We start from the raw sequence: 16,863 nt of genomic DNA, 5'->3' as shown, positions 1-16,863 counted from the left end.
CTACCGGTACTCGGCCAGTCGGCGGCCGATGCCGCGCAGCACGGCGGCCGCGCCCAGCACGGACAGCACGCCGGCGGCCACCGCCTGCCCGGCCAGCACGCCGTCCACGCCGCCCGCCCGGCGGGCGAACGCGTCCTGCTCGGTCTGCGCGGCGGCCGCCCACTTCCCGTCGGCGGCCCGGAACGCGGCGTCCGCGGTGTCGGCGCCGCCCGCGGTCAACGTCCGTTGCAGCGCGGCCTCGTAGTCGCCGGCCGAGTTCTTCGCGGCGGCGTCCTTGTGCCGGTCCTGCCACTGCCGGTACGCGTTTGCGGCGTCGGTCAGCGGGCCGATCGTCGCGGGATCCGCGCCGGCCACCAGCCGGGTGACCGAACCGGGGGTGCGCACGTCGGCGTCGAGCGCGGCGGCCAGGCCGTCCCACTGCTTGGTGTACCTGTCGCTGGCGCCGCGGGCCACCAGGTCGAGGTTCTCCGCGGTGTGCGCCTGGAGTGCCGTGATCCGCACCTGGTCCAGCTCCCGCAGCGGCCGGGTGCCGTACGTGCGGCTGCCCGCCAGGTCGTCGCCCGCCGTCAGGGTGCCCGCCAGCAGCCACCCCAGTGCGGCCAGCACCGCCAGCGAACCGCCGAGCAGCCCGAGGTTGAACACCCGGTTGGTGCGCCGGAACAGCAGCACCTGGTAGCGGACCAGTGCGGCCAGCGCCAGTGCGCCGAGTGCCAGCGCCGTCCACGGGACGGCCCCGGCGGTGCGGTAGTCGGCGTCCAGGCCGGCCGATTCGGCGTCGGCCAGGCGCTGCGCCTGCGGCAGGACGGTGCCCTGCATCAGGTCGGAGGCGTACCGCAGGTAGGCCCCGCCGAGCGGCAGGCCCTGCCGGTCGACGGCCCGGGCGGTCTCCACCAGGCCCGCGTAGCGCGGCAGTTGCCGGTTGAGCTCGGCGAGCGCGGACTGCGACTCGGCCGAGTCGCCGCTGCGGCCCGCGGCCTCGGCCAGCAGCCGGGCGGCGGTCGCCAGGTCGTCCTGGTAGCGGGCGCGGACCTCGGCGGGCTCGTTGCCGGCCAGCAGGAACCCGGCGGCGGCGGTCGCGTCGGCGTCCGCCAGCCGGCGGTAGATCTCGGCGGCGTCCTGGCTGAGCGGGCCGCCGACCGACACCACCTGCCCGGCCGCCCGGGAACGGTGTGCGGACTGCCACACCGCGACCGCGCCGAACAGCAGCACCAGTGCGGCCAGGACCGCGCCCGCCGCGCGCAGCCGCCCCGGCGGGGTGGCCGCCGCCCGGCGCAGCCGCGCCACCGGCCCTGGTCCGCGGGCCGCGGGCGGTGCGACCGTGCCCGCCTGCTGCTGTGCCACCGTCGGTGCTGCCACCGTCCGACCTCCCCGTCCGACGTCCCCCGTCATCCCGCAGTATGGCGGTCCGCGGCCGCCACCACACCCGAGTTGAGCGGGAGTTGATCTCTTCGTGTCCGTCCGGACGGTGTGCGGTCCGCGCCCGCTGCGACGCCCGTTCGGCATCGGGCGGTTCCGCCCCTCGTAAGCTGGACGCCATGCGCCTGATCGGAACCGTGACCCCCGACCGCCCCCTGCTCGTCCTCGCGCTGCCCGAGGAGGCCGCGCACCTGGACGCCGGACTGCCGGTGCTGCTGACCGGCATGGGGAAGGTCAACGCGGCGGCCGCGCTGGCCACCGTGCTGGCGGGCGGCGCGCGGCCGTCCGAGGTGGTCAACCTGGGCACCGCCGGGGCGCTGCGGCCCGGCCTGGCCGGCACCCACGAGATCGGCCGGGTGCTCCAGCACGACCTGGACACCCCGCTGCTGGAGCAGCTCGTCGGCCGCCCGCTGGACGGCCCGATCGACCTCGCCGCCGACGGGCCGGTGCTCGCCACCGGCGACCGGTTCGTCTCCTCCGACGCCGACCGCGACCGGCTCGCCCGCACCGCCGACCTGGTGGACATGGAGGGCTACGCGCTCGCCACCGTCGCCCGCCGCGCCGAGCTGTCCGTCCGCCTGGTCAAGCACGTCAGCGACGAGGCCGGCGACGGCGCGGAGTTCAGCTGGCAGGAGTCCGTGGACGGCTGCGCCCGGCTGCTCGCCGAGTGGGCCGCCGCGCACCTGCGCTGACGGTCCGTCGAACGCGAAGCGCCCGTCCGGACCTCCGGGCGGGCGCTTCGGCGTCGGATCAGGCCTGGTACGGGTTGTAGGCCGGCTGGCCCTGCGGCGGGACGGCCGGGCCGCCGCCGAACAGGCTGTTGACGAAGGTGTCCAGCTCGTTGCGCCAGTAGCGGCCGATGTTCAGGCGGGTCGGCTTCGGCTCGCCCGGGAACTGGAACTTCAGCGAGCTCCACAGGGTGGCGCGGTTGACGTCGGTGATCGCCGCGCGGGCCTGGTCCAGCGGGATCACGTGCACCAGCTCCTGCGGACGGTTGCTCATCCGGGAGGCGCGGTGCACGGTGACCACCCGGTGGGTCAGGGTGACGAAGTAGTACTTCACGAACAGCTGGCCGATCAGGCCGAGCTGGCTCATCAGCCACGGGCTCGGGCCCGAAATGGTGTGGAAGGTCACCACCGGGCGGTCGTTCGGCTCGATCGCGGCGATCGCCGCGGCGACCTGCTCCTGCATGGTGGACTTACGGATCGCCATCTGGCGTCGGCTCCCGGTCTCCCCGCGCACCCCCGTCGGACACGCTGTGAGTGCGCGACGCTAGCGGCCCCGCGCGGTGCCGTTCAACGGACAGAACGGGGCATCCTGCGCAGGTCGTCGAGATTTTCCCCAATCGAAACACGTACCCGGAACCTGTCCCTGCCATGACGTACCGTCAGCTGCGCGGAGCCGCATCCGCCGGGGTGGAGCGGCCGGTCACTCGTCGACCACGACGTCCGCGACCGCGCAGGCGATGTTGTCCGGCCCGCCCGCCCGGTTGGCCGCCGCGATCAGCTGCTGCACCGCCTGCTCCGGCGCCGCGACGGTGCTCAGCACGGTGTGCAGGGCGTCGTCGGCGACCCACCGGGACAGGCCGTCCGAGCAGAGCAGGTAGCGGTCGCCCGCGCGGGCGGTGTGCAGCGACACGTCGGGCCGGTTGTCGCCCGACCCCGTCAACGCCCGGACCAGCAGGGCGCGTTGCGGGTGCGAGTCGGCCTCCGCCAGGGTCAGGCGGCCGTCGTCGACCATCGACTGCACCAGGGTGTGGTCGTGGGTGATCTGGAACAGTTCGCCGCCGCGCAGCAGGTACGCGCGGGAGTCGCCGATGTGCACCAGGGCGAGCTGCGGCTCCGACCACAGCATCGCCGTCAGCGTGGTCCCCACCTCCGGGAGGTCCGAGGCCTCGCCGACCCTGGCGTCGATCCGGGCCACCGCCTCCTCCAGGACGTTCAGCAACTCCCCGGCGGGCAGCCGGAGTTCCTTCAGCGCCTCGATCGCGGCGGCGCCGGCCGGGCCGCCGCCCCCCTGCGGGCCCATGCCGTCGGCGACGGCGATCAGCCCGGCGTCGGCGTAGGCCGTGTCGTCGTTGCGTGCGCGGACCAGGCCCGCGTCCGTCCGTGCCGCGTACCGGATGCGCAGGGCGCCCGTCGTCGGGTGGTTCGTCATGGTGGTGGCCTTCCCCGAGAGGTGGTCGACGAGGATGGCGGCGAGCTCCCGGCGGGCCTCGGTCTCGGCCAGCACCGACTGCCAGTACCGGGCGACCTCCTCGGCCGCCCGGGCGGGCTCCAGGCCGAGCACCAGCCGGATCCGGGCCAGCGGCAGGCCGAGTCGGCGCAGCCACAGCACCAGCCGGGCCTGCTCCAACTGTCCCGGCTCGTACCGCCGGTAGCCCGTCACCGGGTCCACGCGGGCGGGCCGCAGCAGCCCCAGTTCGTCGTACAGGCGCAGCGCCTTCGGCGACAGCCGGGCCGCCCGGGCGAACGCTCCGATGGTCAGCAGCTCCATCCCCGCCTCCTCGTGCCGGACCGGTGTCCGGCACCCCCGATGCTGGGCCTTCCCCGAAGGTGAAGGTCAAGCCCCGGATCCCGGGACGCCGAACGCCGCCGGTGGGAGCAGGAAGCTTCCTGCTCCCACCGGCGGTCGACGGCGCGTCAGACCGCCACCGGGTGGACGGTGGGGTAGGCGGCGCGCAGCCGGTGGTGGGCGGCCGGGCCGGCGTCGAGGTGGTCGAGGCCGAGCAGGGCCGCGCCGAGGACCGGCGGGGCGACCACGATCCGCGGTTCGGCGAGCGGGGCGGCGGCGGCCAGCCGGGCCGTCAGGTTGTCGATCAGCAGCGGGTGCCGGGAGGCGAGCACACCGCCGCCGAGGACCACCGGGACGGGCCGGTCGAGCAGGTCGAGCCGGGTCAGCGCGATGGTGGCGAACCGGACGATCTCGTCGGCCTGCCGGTCGACCAGCGACAGCGCGATCGGGTCGCCGGCCTCGGCGGCCCGGAACAGCACCTGGGAGACCTCGTGCAGCCGGGGCAGGGCGAGCTGCCCGAGGTGCATGGCCTCGGCGACGGCGTTGGCCCCGGCCAGGCCGAAGTGCGCGCCGATCATCGGGGAGAGCAGGGTGGGTTCGCCGCGCCCGTCCTCGGCCCGGGCGGCGTACCACATCGCGGCGTCGGCGAGTCCCCCGCCGCCGCCCCAGTCGCCGGTGAGCTTGCCGAGCGCGGGCCAGCGGGCGGTGCGCCCGTCGGGCCGCAGGCCGACGCAGTTGATGCCGGCGCCGCACACCACGGCCACGCCGAGCGGCCCGTCGGTGCCGGCCCGCAGCAGGCCGAAGGTGTCGTTGGCGACGTGCACGGACGGCGCCCAGCCGTGCGCGGTGATCGCCTCGTGCAGCCGCTGCTCCTCGACGGGCAGGTCGGCGTTGGCCAGGCAGGCGCTGACGTGGCTGGTCAGCGGCCGCCCGCCGGGCCGGAGCGGGACGCCGGCCTGCCGGGCGACGTCCTCGACCAGCGGGGCGAGCGCGGCGACCGCGGCCTCGAAGCCGGTGTTCTGCGGCTGGAAGCCGCCGCCGCGGGCAGTGCCGAGGACCTGCCCGTCGGCACCGACCAGGGCGAGGTCGGTCTTGCTGTTGCCGGCGTCTATCGCGAGGACGCCGGGCAGGTGTGCGACGTGGCTCATCGGCCGGTCTCCCCGTGGTGGTGCCTGTCGGTACTGGTCGTTCTCATGCCGGCGGTCACGCCCAGCTCAGGTGGTCGCGGTTGTGTGCGAGCAGCCGGTCGGTGAGCCGCTCGGCGAGTTCCAGCTGGCCGACCAGCGGGTGGGCGAGCAGCGCGTCGAAGACCCGGTCGCGGCCGCCGCGCAGGGCGGCGTCCAGCGCCAGGTGCTCGTACGCGGTGACGCCTGCGATCAGGCCGGCGTACAGCGGCTCGACGGGCCGCTGCGGCAGCGGGCGCACGCCGGCGGCGTCGACCTCGGCCGGGACCTCGATCACCGCGTCGTCGGGCAGGAACGGCAGCACCCCGTCGTTGCGGGTGTTGACCACCTGCACGGTGGTGCGGCCGTCGGTGCCGAGCAGCGAGGCGATCAGCTGGACGGCGGCCTCCGAGTAGAACGCGCCGCCGCGCTTGCCGAGCAGCTCGGGCTTGGTGTCGAGCGCCGGGTCGGCGTACATCTCCAGCAGCTGCGCCTCGATGGCGGCGACCTCGGCGGCCCGCGAGCCCTTGACCTTGAGCTCCTCCACCACCAGGTCGTGCTGGTAGAAGTAGCGCAGGTAGTAGGACGGGACGACGCCGAGCCGCCGGATCACCGGCTCGGGCAGGTGCAGGTCGGCGGCGATCGCCGCGCCGTGCTCGGCGAGCAGCTGCGGCAGCACCTCGCGGCCGCCGGCGGCGTTCGGGGCGTCGAGCAGGGTGACGCCGCGCTCCCAGGTGAGGTGGTTCAGGCCGACGTGGTCCAGGCGGACCAGCTCCGGGTCGACGCCCAGGTGGGCGGCGAACTTGCGCTGGAAGCCGATCGCCACGTTGCACAGGCCGACGGCCTTGTGGCCGGCGGTCTGCAGGGCGCGGGTGACGATGCCGACCGGGTTGGTGAAGTCGACGATCCAGGCGTCCGGGTTGGTGCGGCGGACCTGCTCGGCGATGTCGAGCACCACGGGGACGGTGCGCAGCGCCTTGGCGAGGCCGCCGGCGCCGGTGGTCTCCTGGCCGACGCAGCCGCACTCCAGCGGCCAGGTCTCGTCCTGGTTGCGGGCCGCCTGTCCGCCGACCCGCAGCTGCAGCAGCACCGCGTCGGCGCCCTGCACGCCGGCGGTGACGTCGGTGGCGGTGGAGACGACGGCGTCGTGGCCCTGCTTGGCGAAGATCCGGCGGGCCAGGCCGGCGATCAGCTCCAGGCGGTCCACGGCCGGGTCTATCAGCACGAGTTCGCCGATCGGCAGGGTGTCGCGCAGCCGCGCGAACCCGTCGATCAACTCCGGCGTGTAGGTGGAACCGCCGCCGACGATTGCCAACTTCAGTGCGGACATCAGCCCTTGACCCCTGTCAGTGTGACGCCCTCGATGAAGGCGCGTTGCGCGAAGAAGAACAGAACGATCACCGGCGCCATCACCAGCAGCGTGGCCGCCATGGTGAGGTTCCAGTTGGTGTGGTGGGCGCTCTTGAAGGACTCCAGGCCGTAACTCAGCGTCCAGGCACCGGGGTTCTCGCTGGCGTAGATCTGCGGGCCGAAGTAGTCGTTCCAGCAGTAGAAGAACTGGAACAGCGCGACGGCGGCGACGGCGGGTCTCGCCATCGGCAGCACCACCCGCAGCAGGGTGCGCAGTTCGCCGCAGCCGTCGATCCGGGCGGCCTCCAGGTACTCCCGGGGAATGGTCAGCAGGAACTGCCGCAGCAGGAAGATCGAGAACGCGTCGCCGAACGCCATCGGGACGATCAGCGGCCACAGCGATCCGGTCAGGTGCAGCTGCTTGGCCCAGAACAGGTACATCGGGATGATCGTGACCTGCGGCGGCAGCATCATCATCGACACCACCGCCATCAGGGCCAGGTTGCGGCCCCGGAAGCGGAACTTGGCGAGCGCGTACGCCACCGGCAGGCTGGAGACGACGGTCAGCGCGGTGCCGGCCGCCGCGTACAGCAGGGTGTTGCGCCACCAGGTGAGGAAGCCGGGGGTGTGCCACACCTTCGAGAAGTTCGACCACTGCCAGCGGGTCGGCCACAGGTCGGAGGTGAGCGCCTGGTGGTCCGTCATCACCGAGGTGAGGAACAGGAACACGAACGGCAGCAGGAAGAACAGCGCGGCGGCGATCGCCAGCGCGTGCACGGCCACCCAGTGCAGGGCGGCCCGGCGGCGGGCGGTGCGGGCGGCGGCGGGGGCCGGGGCGGCGGCCTCGCGCGGCAGGGCGGGGGCGAGGGTCATCGGGGATCAGTCCTCCGCCAGGAAGCCGGACCTGCGGCGCAGCAGGAGCGAGGTGAACGCCATCGAGAGGGCGAGCAGGACGACCGCGACGACGCAGGCCGAGCCGTAGTCGGACTGGTGGAAGGCGAGGTTGTAGACCATCTGCGGCAGCGTCCAGGTGGAGCCGGACGGGTAGCCGGGCTCGAACTGCTGCCCGGAGCCGCCGATCACGCCGGAGGCGACCTTTCCGGCGACGATCGCCTGCGTGTAGTACTGCATGGTCTGGATCACCCCGGTGACCACCGCGAACATCACGATCGGCGAGATGTTCGGCAGGGTGACGTACCGGAACCGCTGGAAGGCGCTCGCGCCGTCGAGCTGGGCCGCCTCGTACTGCTCCTTGGGGACGTCCAGCAGCGCCGCCATGAAGATCACCATCAGGTCGCCGATGCCCCACACGGCCAGCAGCGTCAGCGCCGGCTTCGACCAGGCGGGGTCGTTGAACCAGCCCGGCTGCGGCAGGCCCAGTTCGCCCAGCAGGTGGTTGACCGGGCCGGTGCCCGGGTTCAGCAGGAACGCGAACGCCATGGTGGCGGCCACCGGCGGGGCCAGGTACGGCAGGTAGAAGGCGGTGCGGAAGAACCCCGCGCCGGACTTCACCTTCGTGATCAGCATCCCGATGCCGAGGCCGAACACCACCCGCAGGCCGACCATCACCACGACCAGCCACAGGGTGTTGCCGAGACCGGTCCAGAACGACGGGTACGTGGTGAGGACGTACTCCCAGTTCCGCAGGCCGGAGAAGGTCGGCGCGCGGAACCCGTCGTAGTGCATGAACGAGAAGTAGACCGTCGAGACCAGCGGGTACAGGAAGAAGACCCCGAACCCGATCAGCCACGGGGACAGGAACGCCAGCGTCCTGGCCGCCTCCCGCCGGCGCTTGGCCCGCAGCGCCGGCGGGACGGGGGAGCTCACGAGTGCCATGGCGCGCCCGTCACTTCTTCGCCTGGTCGACCGCGGCGTCGATCTCCCTGGCGGTGGCCGTGAGGCCCGCCTTCAGGTCGGTCTGCCGGCCGGACTCGACCTCGAAGCTGAAGTTCTGCAGCGAGATCTGGTAGGCGCCGCCGTTGACGCTGGCCGGGGTGGTCGAGGAGTTCGGGTTGCGGGCGATGTCCAGGAAGGTCCTGGCGTTGGCGTCGGCCTGCAGCTTCGGCGAGTCCAGTGCGGCCAGCGTGCTCGGCACGTTGTGGATCGCGTTGGCGAAGGACACCACCGCATCGGTGTCGGTGGTCAGGTACTTGACGAACTCCCAGGCCGCGGTGCGCTTCTTGGAGCCGTTGGCGACGCCGATGATGGTGCCGGTCTGGTAGCCGCGGCCGTAGGTGGAGGCCAGCTCGTCCGGCACCGGGAACGGCGCGGTCGCCCACTCGAAGGACGGCTTGTCGTCGGCCAGCGCGGCGGCCCGCCACTCGCCGTCCATGCTCATCGCGACCTGCCCGGTGGCGAACGGGTTCTTCGAGCTGAACTCGTCGCCGAAGGTCGTCCGGTACTTCTCCAGCTTCTCGAACCCGCCGAGCCGGTCGACGAGTTGCTTCTGCCAGGTCAGCGCGGCCGCCACGGTCGGGTCGGTGGCCACGCTCGACCGGCCGTCCGGGCCGAAGTAGCCGGAGCCGTACTGGCCCAGGTAGTGCGCGATCGGCGTCTCGTAGCCGTGGTAGTTCGGCAGGAAGCCGAGCTGCTTGAACGAGTCGCCGTCCGGGACCGTCAACTTGACGGCGTCCTCGGCGAATTCGCTGAACGTCTTCGGCGGGCCGCTGATCCCGGCCTGCGCGAACGCGGTCTTGTTCCAGTACAGGCCGTAGGCGTCGCCGAGCAGCGGCAGCGTGCACTGGTTGCCCTGGTACTGGCTGTACTGGAGCATCGCCGGCGGGAAGGTCTTCGTCGGGTCGATGCCGTCCTTCTTCATCAGCGGCCCGAGGTCCGCGAACACCTGCGAGGAGCAGAACTTGCCGACGTTGTCGGTGCTGAACGAGGACACCACGTCCGGCGCGTCCGGGCCGCCGGCCCGCAGCGCCTGCTCGCTCTTCTCGTCGGAGATGTTCTCCCGCACCTTGACGTGGATGTTCGGGTGGAGCTTCTCGAAGGCGGCGACGTTGTCGTTGATCGCCTTCATCTCGGAGTCCTGGTTCCAGCCGTGCCAGAAGGTGATCGTCACGTCCTGCCCGGCCGCCGAACCGTCCTCCGCGCCGTCGGAGTTGGTGCCGGTACAGGCGGAGGCCAGGACGGCCGTGCAGAGCGCGGCGGCGAGCGCGGCCAGCGGGCGGCGGACGAGCGGGGAGCTGCGGGTGGTGTCCACGGATGGCACTCCTGACGGGGGTACGGACGCAGGCCGGTGGGGCCCGGCGCCCGTGCGGGGTGAGGGGAGAGCGGGAACGTGCGGATCGGACGTGCGGCTCGGACCCGCTCGGACGGGGCCGGGCCGGTGTGCTGCCCGGTTCAGCGGGTGCTGAACAGGGCGTCCCGGCTGCTGGCCAGCGCGCGCTGCAGCGCACCGGCCAGGACGGGCGAACCGGGGAGGGCGGACAGCCGGACCTCCGGCCGGGGGATCGACATCCGGCCCAGCGCCTGCTGGACCAGCTCCCGCAGGCGCTCTCCGCCGGCGGTCGGCGTGCCCCCGGAGAGCACCACCAGTTCCGGGTCGACCACCGAGGCGATCACCGCCAGCCCGACCGCCAGCCGCTCGGCGAGCTCCGCCAGGAAGGCCTCCCCCTCGGGGGCGTCCAGGGCCGCGGCCACCGCCTGCGCCGCGTCGGCGCCGCGCAGCCCGTGCGCCCGGGCCAGCGCCAGCACCGCCGGCTCGCCGGCCAGGTCCTGGAACCCGCCGGAGTGCTTCCGGCGGGAGTTCAACGACACCGGCGCGCCCGGCACCGGCATGTAGCCGACCTCGCCCGCGCCGCCGGTGAAGCCGCGGTGCAGCCGGCCGGCCAGCACGATCGCCGCGCCGATGCCTTCTTCGGCCCACAGCAGCACGAAGTCCTCGTACCCGGCCGCCGCGCCCACGGACTGCTCCGCCACCGCGGCCAGGTTCACGTCGTTCTCGATCGACACCGGTGCGCCGATCGCCGTCGCCAACTCCTCCAGCAGGCGCGGCGAGTGCCAGCCCGGCAGGTGCGAGGCGTACCGCAGCTTGCCGGTCACCGGGTCCGGCGCGCCGCCGATCCCTATCACCGCCTCGCGCAGCGAACCCGGCGGGAGCTGCGCGCGGCGCACCGTCTCGGCGACCGCCTCCGCGACCCGCTCCACCGTCGTCGCCGCCGGCCACCCCTTGCAGGACACCTGGTGCTCGGCCAGCGTCACCCCGGTGATGTCGGCCACCGCGACCCGCACCGTCGTGCTGGTCACGTCCAGCCCCGCGACGTACCCGGCGGCCGGATTCACCTGGTACAGCTGCGCGTTGGGCCCCGGCCCGCCCGCGGTCGTCCCCACCGGCACCACCAGGCCCGCGGCCTCCAGCCGGGCCAGCAGCTGGGACGCGGTCGGCTTCGACAGCCCGGTCAGACTCCCGATCTGGGTGCGGGACAATGGGCCGTTGGCGAGCAGCAGTTCCAGCGCGGCACGGTCGTTTATGGCCCGGAGCAGACTGGGCGTGCCGGCCTGCGGGGAACGGGGACTCTTCTGGGTGGTCACGGGCCCGATCATCCTCCATCCGGTGACACCGACGCGGCCAACTGTTAGGAAAGTTTCCAATCCCCGGGGCGCGATGTCAACGGTCGGATGCGTGTTCGTTACCGGAGTGTCGGCAGGGGCGCGCGGAGCGACTGCGGAAGCCGGCAGCTGACGGACCGTCAGTCAGCGTGTCAACAAAGCGCGTTACTCCTTTGTGGGGAAAGTGGAGGGCGCTGTTCCGTAGTCCGGCCGGTGCCGCTACCCTCCGACTCATCGTGTGCCCACTCCGGGGGGAGCGGGCGCCGACGAACAGGAGGGGAGGAACGTGCAACTCAGGAAGAGCGGTTGTCGACGCTCCGCCGCGCTGGCGGCGTTACTCGCGGCAGGGATCGCCACCGGTCCGGCCGTTTCCGCACCGGCCGCCACGGCGGACGGTTCGGTGACGGTGCGGGTGGTTCGCGCGGTGGACGAGAGCGGGACGTACAGCCCGGTGCTGAACCCGGGGATGGCCGGGGTGACGGTCACGCTGACCGGCGAGGACGGTGCGGTGCGGACGGCGGTGACGGCGGCCGACGGCACGGTGACGCTGAAGCCCGCGAAGGCGACGGCGAGCGGCAAGTACCGCGTCGAGGTGGTCAATCCGAAGCCGGGCGTGCTGTACCCGGCCTTCGCCTCCCGTGAGGGTCTGGCCGGTGCGCCGGACAAGCTCAGCAGCAACGAGGAGTTCGTCGACCGCTCGGCGGGCAAGCAGGCGACGCTCACCACCGGCCTGTGGAACCCGGCCGACTACTGCCAGCAGAACGCCCCGCTGGCCACGGCCTGCCAGCCCTCGGTCACCGACCCGGCGACCAAGCGGACGCTGCTCACCTTCCCGTACCGCTCCCGGGGAGTGAACCAGGACGTCACCGACGTCGGCACCGCCGGTGACACCGGCAACGTGTTCGGCATCGCCTGGAACCGCGAGGACCGGCGGCTGTTCAGCTCGGCCCAGGCCAAGCGCGACGCGCCGTACGGCCCCGGCGGACCGGGCGCGATCTACGTCACCGACCCGACGACGAAGGCGACTTCACTGTTCGCCACCGTGCCGGACGCGGGCAGCACGGCCCACACCCCCGGCGGTGACGTCGGCTTCTTCGCCGCCCCGGGCAAGGAGAGCCTGGGCGGGCTGAAGCTCAGCGAGGACGGCCGCGACCTGTACGTGGTCAACCTCAACAACCGCAAGCTGTACCGCTACGACGCCACGGCGAAGACGGTGGAGAAGCCCAAGGCCGTCTACGCGATCCCGACGCCGAACTGCCCGTCGGCGGACGACTGGCGGCCGTTCGGCCTCGGCATGCAGGACGGCGTCGGCTACCTCGGCGGCGTCTGCTCCGGCCAGTCCACCCAGAGGCTCGGCGACCTGCGGGCGATCGTCCTGCCGTTCGACCCGGCCACCGGCACGTTCGGCACGGCCGTCCTCGACCAGCCGCTGGACTACCGCGGCGCGGCCCCGAGCACCTGCAGCGGCTACTACTGGTACCCGTGGAAGGACAGCAAGCCGACCGACGGCGCCTGCTGGTTCTACGGCCAGCCCGAGCTCGGCGAGGTCGGCTTCGAGACCGACGGCTCCATGCTGCTCTCCTTCCGCGACCGCTACGGCGACCAGGCCAGCGGCACCATGGGCGCCGACTACGTGTTCGCGATCGCCTCCGCCGATCTCAACAAGGCCTGCAAGTCCGGCGACGCCTACGTGATGGACGTCAACCTCGGCTGCGGGATCACCACCCGCGGCAAGGGCTTCTTCGACACCCGGCGCGTCGGCGACGTGCACGCCTACGCCACCTACGCGGGCCTGGCCCTGTCCAAGGTGGAGTCGTCCATCGCCACCTCCGGCTACGACGTGTTCAACCACGCGTACACGGCCGGCACCATGTTCACCCTCCGCAACGGTGCGCAGGACCCGGGCTTCGGCAACGAACTGTCCACCGAGAACTCGCGGTTCGGCAAGGGCGCGGCGATGGCCGACCTCGAAGTGCTCTGCGACAAGGCGCCGCTGCAGATCGGCAACCGGGTCTGGTACGACCCGGAGCGCTCGGGCCTCCAGCTGCCGCAGCAGAAGCCCGTTCCGGGCGCGACCGTGAACCTGTACGACGCCGACGGCAAGAAGGTCGGTACCGCGAAGACCACCGCGCGGGGTGAGTACTACTTCGACAACACCAACGTCACCGGCGGGCTCAAGCCGAACACCAAGTACACGATCCGCCTGGACGACCCGGCGGACTACGCCAAGGGCGGCCCGCTGTACCACTGGGTCCCGACCAAGGCGAACGTCGGCGACAACAAGGCGATCGACTCCGACGGCACCGTCCCCAAGGGCGGCACCTACGTCGAGCGCGCGCTCACCACGGGCGGCCCGGGCCAGAACGACCACACCTTCGACTTCGGGTTCAGCCAGCAGCAGGGCGCGCTGCGCCTGGTCAAGCACGATCAGGACGGCAAGCCGCTGCCCGGCGCCGTGTTCCAGCTGTGGCGCGAGACCAACGGCACCGACGGCCTCCAGACCGACGGCGACAAGGCGGACACCAAGGTCGGCGAGCCCTGCACCACGGCCGACGACGGCACCTGCACCGCCCCCGCCGTCGACAAGGGCAGCTACTACTGGCAGGAGGTCACCCAGCCCAAGGGCTACCAGACCCCCGAACAGCCCGTCCTGGGACCGATCGTCCTCGACGACGACCACCTGGACGACGGCATCACCACGACCGCCGTCAACAAGCTGATCCCGCCGCCGCCCACCACCCCGGCACCCACCCCGCCGGCGACGCCGAGGCCCACCCAGGCCCCGACGCAGCCGTCGGGCGGCCTGGCCTTCACCGGCATGGACGACACCGCGCTGACCTGGACCGTGGTCGGCGGAGCGGTCCTGCTGGTGGTCGGCACCGGAATCCTGATCGTCGCCCGGAAGCGCCGCACCAACTGACGCCCGAGCACCGACGCACGACCGAGGGGCCCCGGGGCAGTTTCCCGGGGCCCTTTCGTCCGGTCGGTGGTGGTGAGCGTGCTGTTCGTGGGCCTACGAGCGGTAGCTTTCCGGCGTGGCGCCCGGGCTGCTGAGTGAGCGTCAGCCGCGCAAGATCGTAAGGCCGTTGCGGAAGTGGAGGACCAAGTTCCGTGGCCCGTCCAGGTGCCGCTAACCTTCCGTCACATCGTGCGTCTCCTCGGGGGAGTGGGCGCCGACCACAGGAGGGGAGAACGTGCAACACAAGAGAAGCGGTTACCGGCGTCCTGCCGCGCTGGCCGCTCTGCTGGCGGCCGGGATAGCCACCGGCCCGGCGGTCTCGGCGCCGGCCGCCACGGCGGACGGTTCGGTGACGGTGCGGGTGGTTCGCGCCGTGGACGAGAGCGGGATGTACAACCTGGTCCTGAATCCGGGGATGGCCGGGGTGACGGTGACGTTGACCGGCGAGGACGGTGCGGTGCGGACGGCGGTGACGGCGGCCGACGGCACGGTGACGCTGAAGCCCGCGAAGGCGACCGCGAGCGGTAAGTACCGGGTGGACGTGGTCAACCCGAAGCCGGGCGTGCTGTATCCGGCGTTCGCGTCCCGTGAGGGTCTGGCCGGGGCTCCGGAAAAGCTGAGCAGCAACACGGAGTTCGTCGACCTGTCGGCGGGCAAGCAGGCCACGCTGACGACCGGTCTGTGGAACCCGGCCGACTACTGCCAGCAGAACGCCCCGCTGGCCACCGCCTGCCAGCCCGCGGTGACCGACCCGGCGACCAAGCGGACCGTACTGAGCTACCCGTACCAGGCCCGTGGCGTGAACCAGGACGTCACCGACCTCAGCACCTCCGCCGGCACCGGCAACGTGTTCGGCCTGGCCTGGGACCGGGACGGCCGACGGCTGTTCAGCTCGGCCCAGGCGAAGCGCGACACGAACTACGGCCCCGGCGGGGCGGGCGGAATCTACGTCACCGACCCGGCGACGAAGACCACCAAGCTGTTCACCACCGTCCCCGACGCGGGCAGCAGTGTGCACGAAGGCCTCCTCGACCCGGCGTTCATGGCGGCGGTCGGCAAGGAGAGCCTGGGCGGGCTGAAGCTCAGCGAGGACGGCCGCGACCTGTACGTGGTCAACCTCAACAACCGGAAGCTGTACCGGTACGACGCCACGGCGAAGACGGTGGAGAAGCCCAAGGCCGTGTACACCGTTCCGACGCCGGACTGCCCGTCGGCGGACGACTGGCGGCCGTTCGGCCTCGGCATGCAGGACGGCGTCGGGTACCTCGGCGGCGTCTGCTCCGGCCAGTCGACCCAGAAGGTCGGCGACCTGCGCGCGATCGTCCTGCCGTTCGACCCGGCCACCGGGAAGTTCGGCACGGCCGTGCTGAACCAGCCGATGGACCACCGAGGCACGCCCACCGTCCCCTGCAACACCTACAACTGGTACCCGTGGACGGACGTCAAGCCGGCCGACCGCTGCAACTTCTACGGGCAGCCCGAGCTCGGCGAGATCGGGTTCGAGACGGACGGCTCCATGCTGCTGTCCTTCCGCGACCGTTACCCCGACCAGGCCAACGCCTACCCGAGCGCCGGGCAGCCGGCTCCTCCGGGTGGTGTGAGGGCGCTCGCGTCCGGTGACCTGAACAAGGCGTGCAAGTCCGGTGACACGTACGTGATGGACGTCAACCTCGGCTGCGGGATCACCACCCGCGGCAAGGGTTTCTACGACGTCCGCCGCTACTACGACTCGCACACCTACGCCACCTACGCGGGCCTGGCCCTGTCCAAGGTGGAGAAATCCATCGCCACCTCCGGCTACGACGTGCTCGACCACATCGTCACCGCCGGCACCATGTTCACCCTGCGCACCGGCGAGAAGGACCCGGGCATGGGGCAGGAGCTCTCCGACGGCCGCTCCAGCTTCGGCAAGGGCTCCGCAATGGGCGACCTGGAGGTGCTCTGCGACAAGGCGCCGCTGCAGATCGGCAACCGGGTCTGGTACGACCCGGAGCGTTCGGGCCTGCAACTGCCGCAGCAGAAGCCGGTCGTGGGCGCGACGGTGAACCTGTACGACGCCGACGGCAAGAAGGTCGGCACTGCGAAGACCACCGCGCGCGGCGAGTACTACTTCGACAACACCAACGTCACCGGCGGCCTGAAGCCCAACACCGCCTACACCGTCAAGCTCGACAATCCGGCGGACTACGCCAAGGGCGGCCCGCTGTACCACTGGGTCCCGACCAAGGCGAACGTCGGCGACAACCGGACGATCGACTCCGACGGGACGATCCCCAAGGGCGGCACGTACGTCGAGCGGGCACTGAAGACCGGCGGCCCCGGTCAGAACGACCACACCTTCGACTTCGGCTTCGCCCGCCAGCAAGGCGAGTTGCGCCTGGTGAAGAACGACCAGGACGGCAAGCCGCTGCCCGGTGCGGTCTTCCAGTTGTGGCGGGAGTCGAACGACACCGAGGGGCTGCAGCAGGACGGCGACACCAAGGTCGGCGAGCCCTGCACCACCGGCGACGACGGAACCTGCCGCACCGTCGCCGACCAGGGCACGTACTACTGGCAGGAGGTCGCCCCGCCCAAGGGCTACCAGGTGCCGGAGCAGCCCGTCCTCGGCCCGGTCGTGCTGGACGACGAGCACCTGGAGGGCGGCGTCACCACCACCGCCGTCAACAAGCTGATCCCGCCGCCGCCCACCACCCCGGCACCCACCCCGCCGGCGACGCCGAGGCCCACCCAGGCCCCGACGCAGCCGTCGGGCGGCAGCCTGGCCTTCACCGGCACGGACGACACCGCCCTCAGGTACACCCTGGTCGGCGGAGTGGCGCTGTTGGTGGCCGGCGCCGGCGTGCTGATCGCCGTGCGGAGGCGTCGCGCCTGACGCGGTGACAGCAGTGGCGCAGGGGCTCCGGG

Annotated in this window: 12 protein-coding genes; 3 read left to right on the top strand and 9 right to left on the bottom strand. The window is 72.3% G+C overall.

Annotated features, from left to right (window positions below; translation table 11 throughout):
- On the bottom strand, positions 1 to 1,356 hold the full coding sequence (locus tag ACI1MP_RS12425; protein ID WP_380339619.1) for a hypothetical protein: 1,356 nt from the start codon (positions 1,354 to 1,356) through the stop codon (positions 1 to 3).
- A 179-nt stretch (positions 1,357 to 1,535) separates the two neighbouring features.
- On the opposite strand from ACI1MP_RS12425, the gene ACI1MP_RS12420 reads away from it, so the two are divergent.
- Positions 1,536 to 2,108, top strand: a complete 573-nt coding sequence (locus ACI1MP_RS12420; protein ID WP_380339616.1) for a nucleosidase — start codon at positions 1,536 to 1,538, stop codon at positions 2,106 to 2,108.
- Positions 2,109 to 2,166: 58 nt separating this feature from the next.
- Here the strand turns inward: ACI1MP_RS12420 and ACI1MP_RS12415 are convergent, their stop codons facing one another.
- The 8 genes from ACI1MP_RS12415 to ACI1MP_RS12380 all read right to left on the bottom strand — a co-directional run bounded on the left by ACI1MP_RS12415 (position 2,167) and on the right by ACI1MP_RS12380 (position 10,982).
- The gene (locus tag ACI1MP_RS12415; protein ID WP_404868680.1) at positions 2,167 to 2,628 is read right to left on the bottom strand and encodes a hypothetical protein; all 462 of its coding nucleotides are present in this window, start codon (positions 2,626 to 2,628) and stop codon (positions 2,167 to 2,169) included.
- A 216-nt stretch (positions 2,629 to 2,844) separates the two neighbouring features.
- The gene (locus ACI1MP_RS12410; protein WP_404868679.1) at positions 2,845 to 3,912 is read right to left on the bottom strand and encodes a MerR family transcriptional regulator; all 1,068 of its coding nucleotides are present in this window, start codon (positions 3,910 to 3,912) and stop codon (positions 2,845 to 2,847) included.
- A gap of 146 nt (positions 3,913 to 4,058) precedes the next feature.
- A complete protein-coding gene (locus ACI1MP_RS12405; protein WP_404868678.1) occupies positions 4,059 to 5,078 on the bottom strand; it encodes an N-acetylglucosamine kinase in 1,020 nt (339 codons plus the stop codon).
- A gap of 55 nt (positions 5,079 to 5,133) precedes the next feature.
- Positions 5,134 to 6,423 (bottom strand): 6-phospho-beta-glucosidase, encoded by a 1,290-nt coding sequence (locus ACI1MP_RS12400; protein ID WP_404868677.1) that lies wholly within the window; start codon positions 6,421 to 6,423, stop codon positions 5,134 to 5,136.
- Positions 6,423 to 7,316 carry a carbohydrate ABC transporter permease gene (locus ACI1MP_RS12395; RefSeq protein ID WP_100589657.1) on the bottom strand — a complete coding sequence of 298 codons (894 nt, stop codon included), beginning with the start codon at positions 7,314 to 7,316 and terminating at the stop codon, positions 6,423 to 6,425. The genes ACI1MP_RS12400 and ACI1MP_RS12395 overlap by 1 nt, the downstream gene beginning before the upstream one ends.
- 6 nt (positions 7,317 to 7,322) lie before the next feature.
- Positions 7,323 to 8,279, bottom strand: a complete 957-nt coding sequence (locus tag ACI1MP_RS12390; RefSeq protein ID WP_380339603.1) for a carbohydrate ABC transporter permease — start codon at positions 8,277 to 8,279, stop codon at positions 7,323 to 7,325.
- Positions 8,280 to 8,289: 10 nt separating this feature from the next.
- Positions 8,290 to 9,651: an ABC transporter substrate-binding protein gene (locus ACI1MP_RS12385; protein WP_404868676.1), complete on the bottom strand. Its 1,362-nt coding sequence runs from the start codon at positions 9,649 to 9,651 to the stop codon at positions 8,290 to 8,292.
- A gap of 140 nt (positions 9,652 to 9,791) precedes the next feature.
- Positions 9,792 to 10,982 (bottom strand): ROK family transcriptional regulator, encoded by a 1,191-nt coding sequence (locus ACI1MP_RS12380; RefSeq protein WP_380339599.1) that lies wholly within the window; start codon positions 10,980 to 10,982, stop codon positions 9,792 to 9,794.
- A 304-nt stretch (positions 10,983 to 11,286) separates the two neighbouring features.
- Between ACI1MP_RS12380 and ACI1MP_RS12375 the strand changes: the two genes are divergently transcribed.
- The gene (locus tag ACI1MP_RS12375; RefSeq protein WP_404868675.1) at positions 11,287 to 13,920 is read left to right on the top strand and encodes an SdrD B-like domain-containing protein; all 2,634 of its coding nucleotides are present in this window, start codon (positions 11,287 to 11,289) and stop codon (positions 13,918 to 13,920) included.
- A gap of 274 nt (positions 13,921 to 14,194) precedes the next feature.
- Complete coding sequence (locus ACI1MP_RS12370) at positions 14,195 to 16,831, top strand: SdrD B-like domain-containing protein (protein ID WP_404868674.1); 2,637 nt, start codon at positions 14,195 to 14,197, stop codon at positions 16,829 to 16,831.
- Positions 16,832 to 16,863 lie beyond the last annotated feature (32 nt).

The organism is Kitasatospora griseola (genome assembly GCF_044999035.1).
GTDB classification, from domain to species: Bacteria; Actinomycetota; Actinomycetes; order Streptomycetales; family Streptomycetaceae; genus Kitasatospora; species Kitasatospora griseola.
Note: the sequence above shows the minus strand (reverse complement) of the source record. Positions and strands in the feature narration are given on the sequence as shown.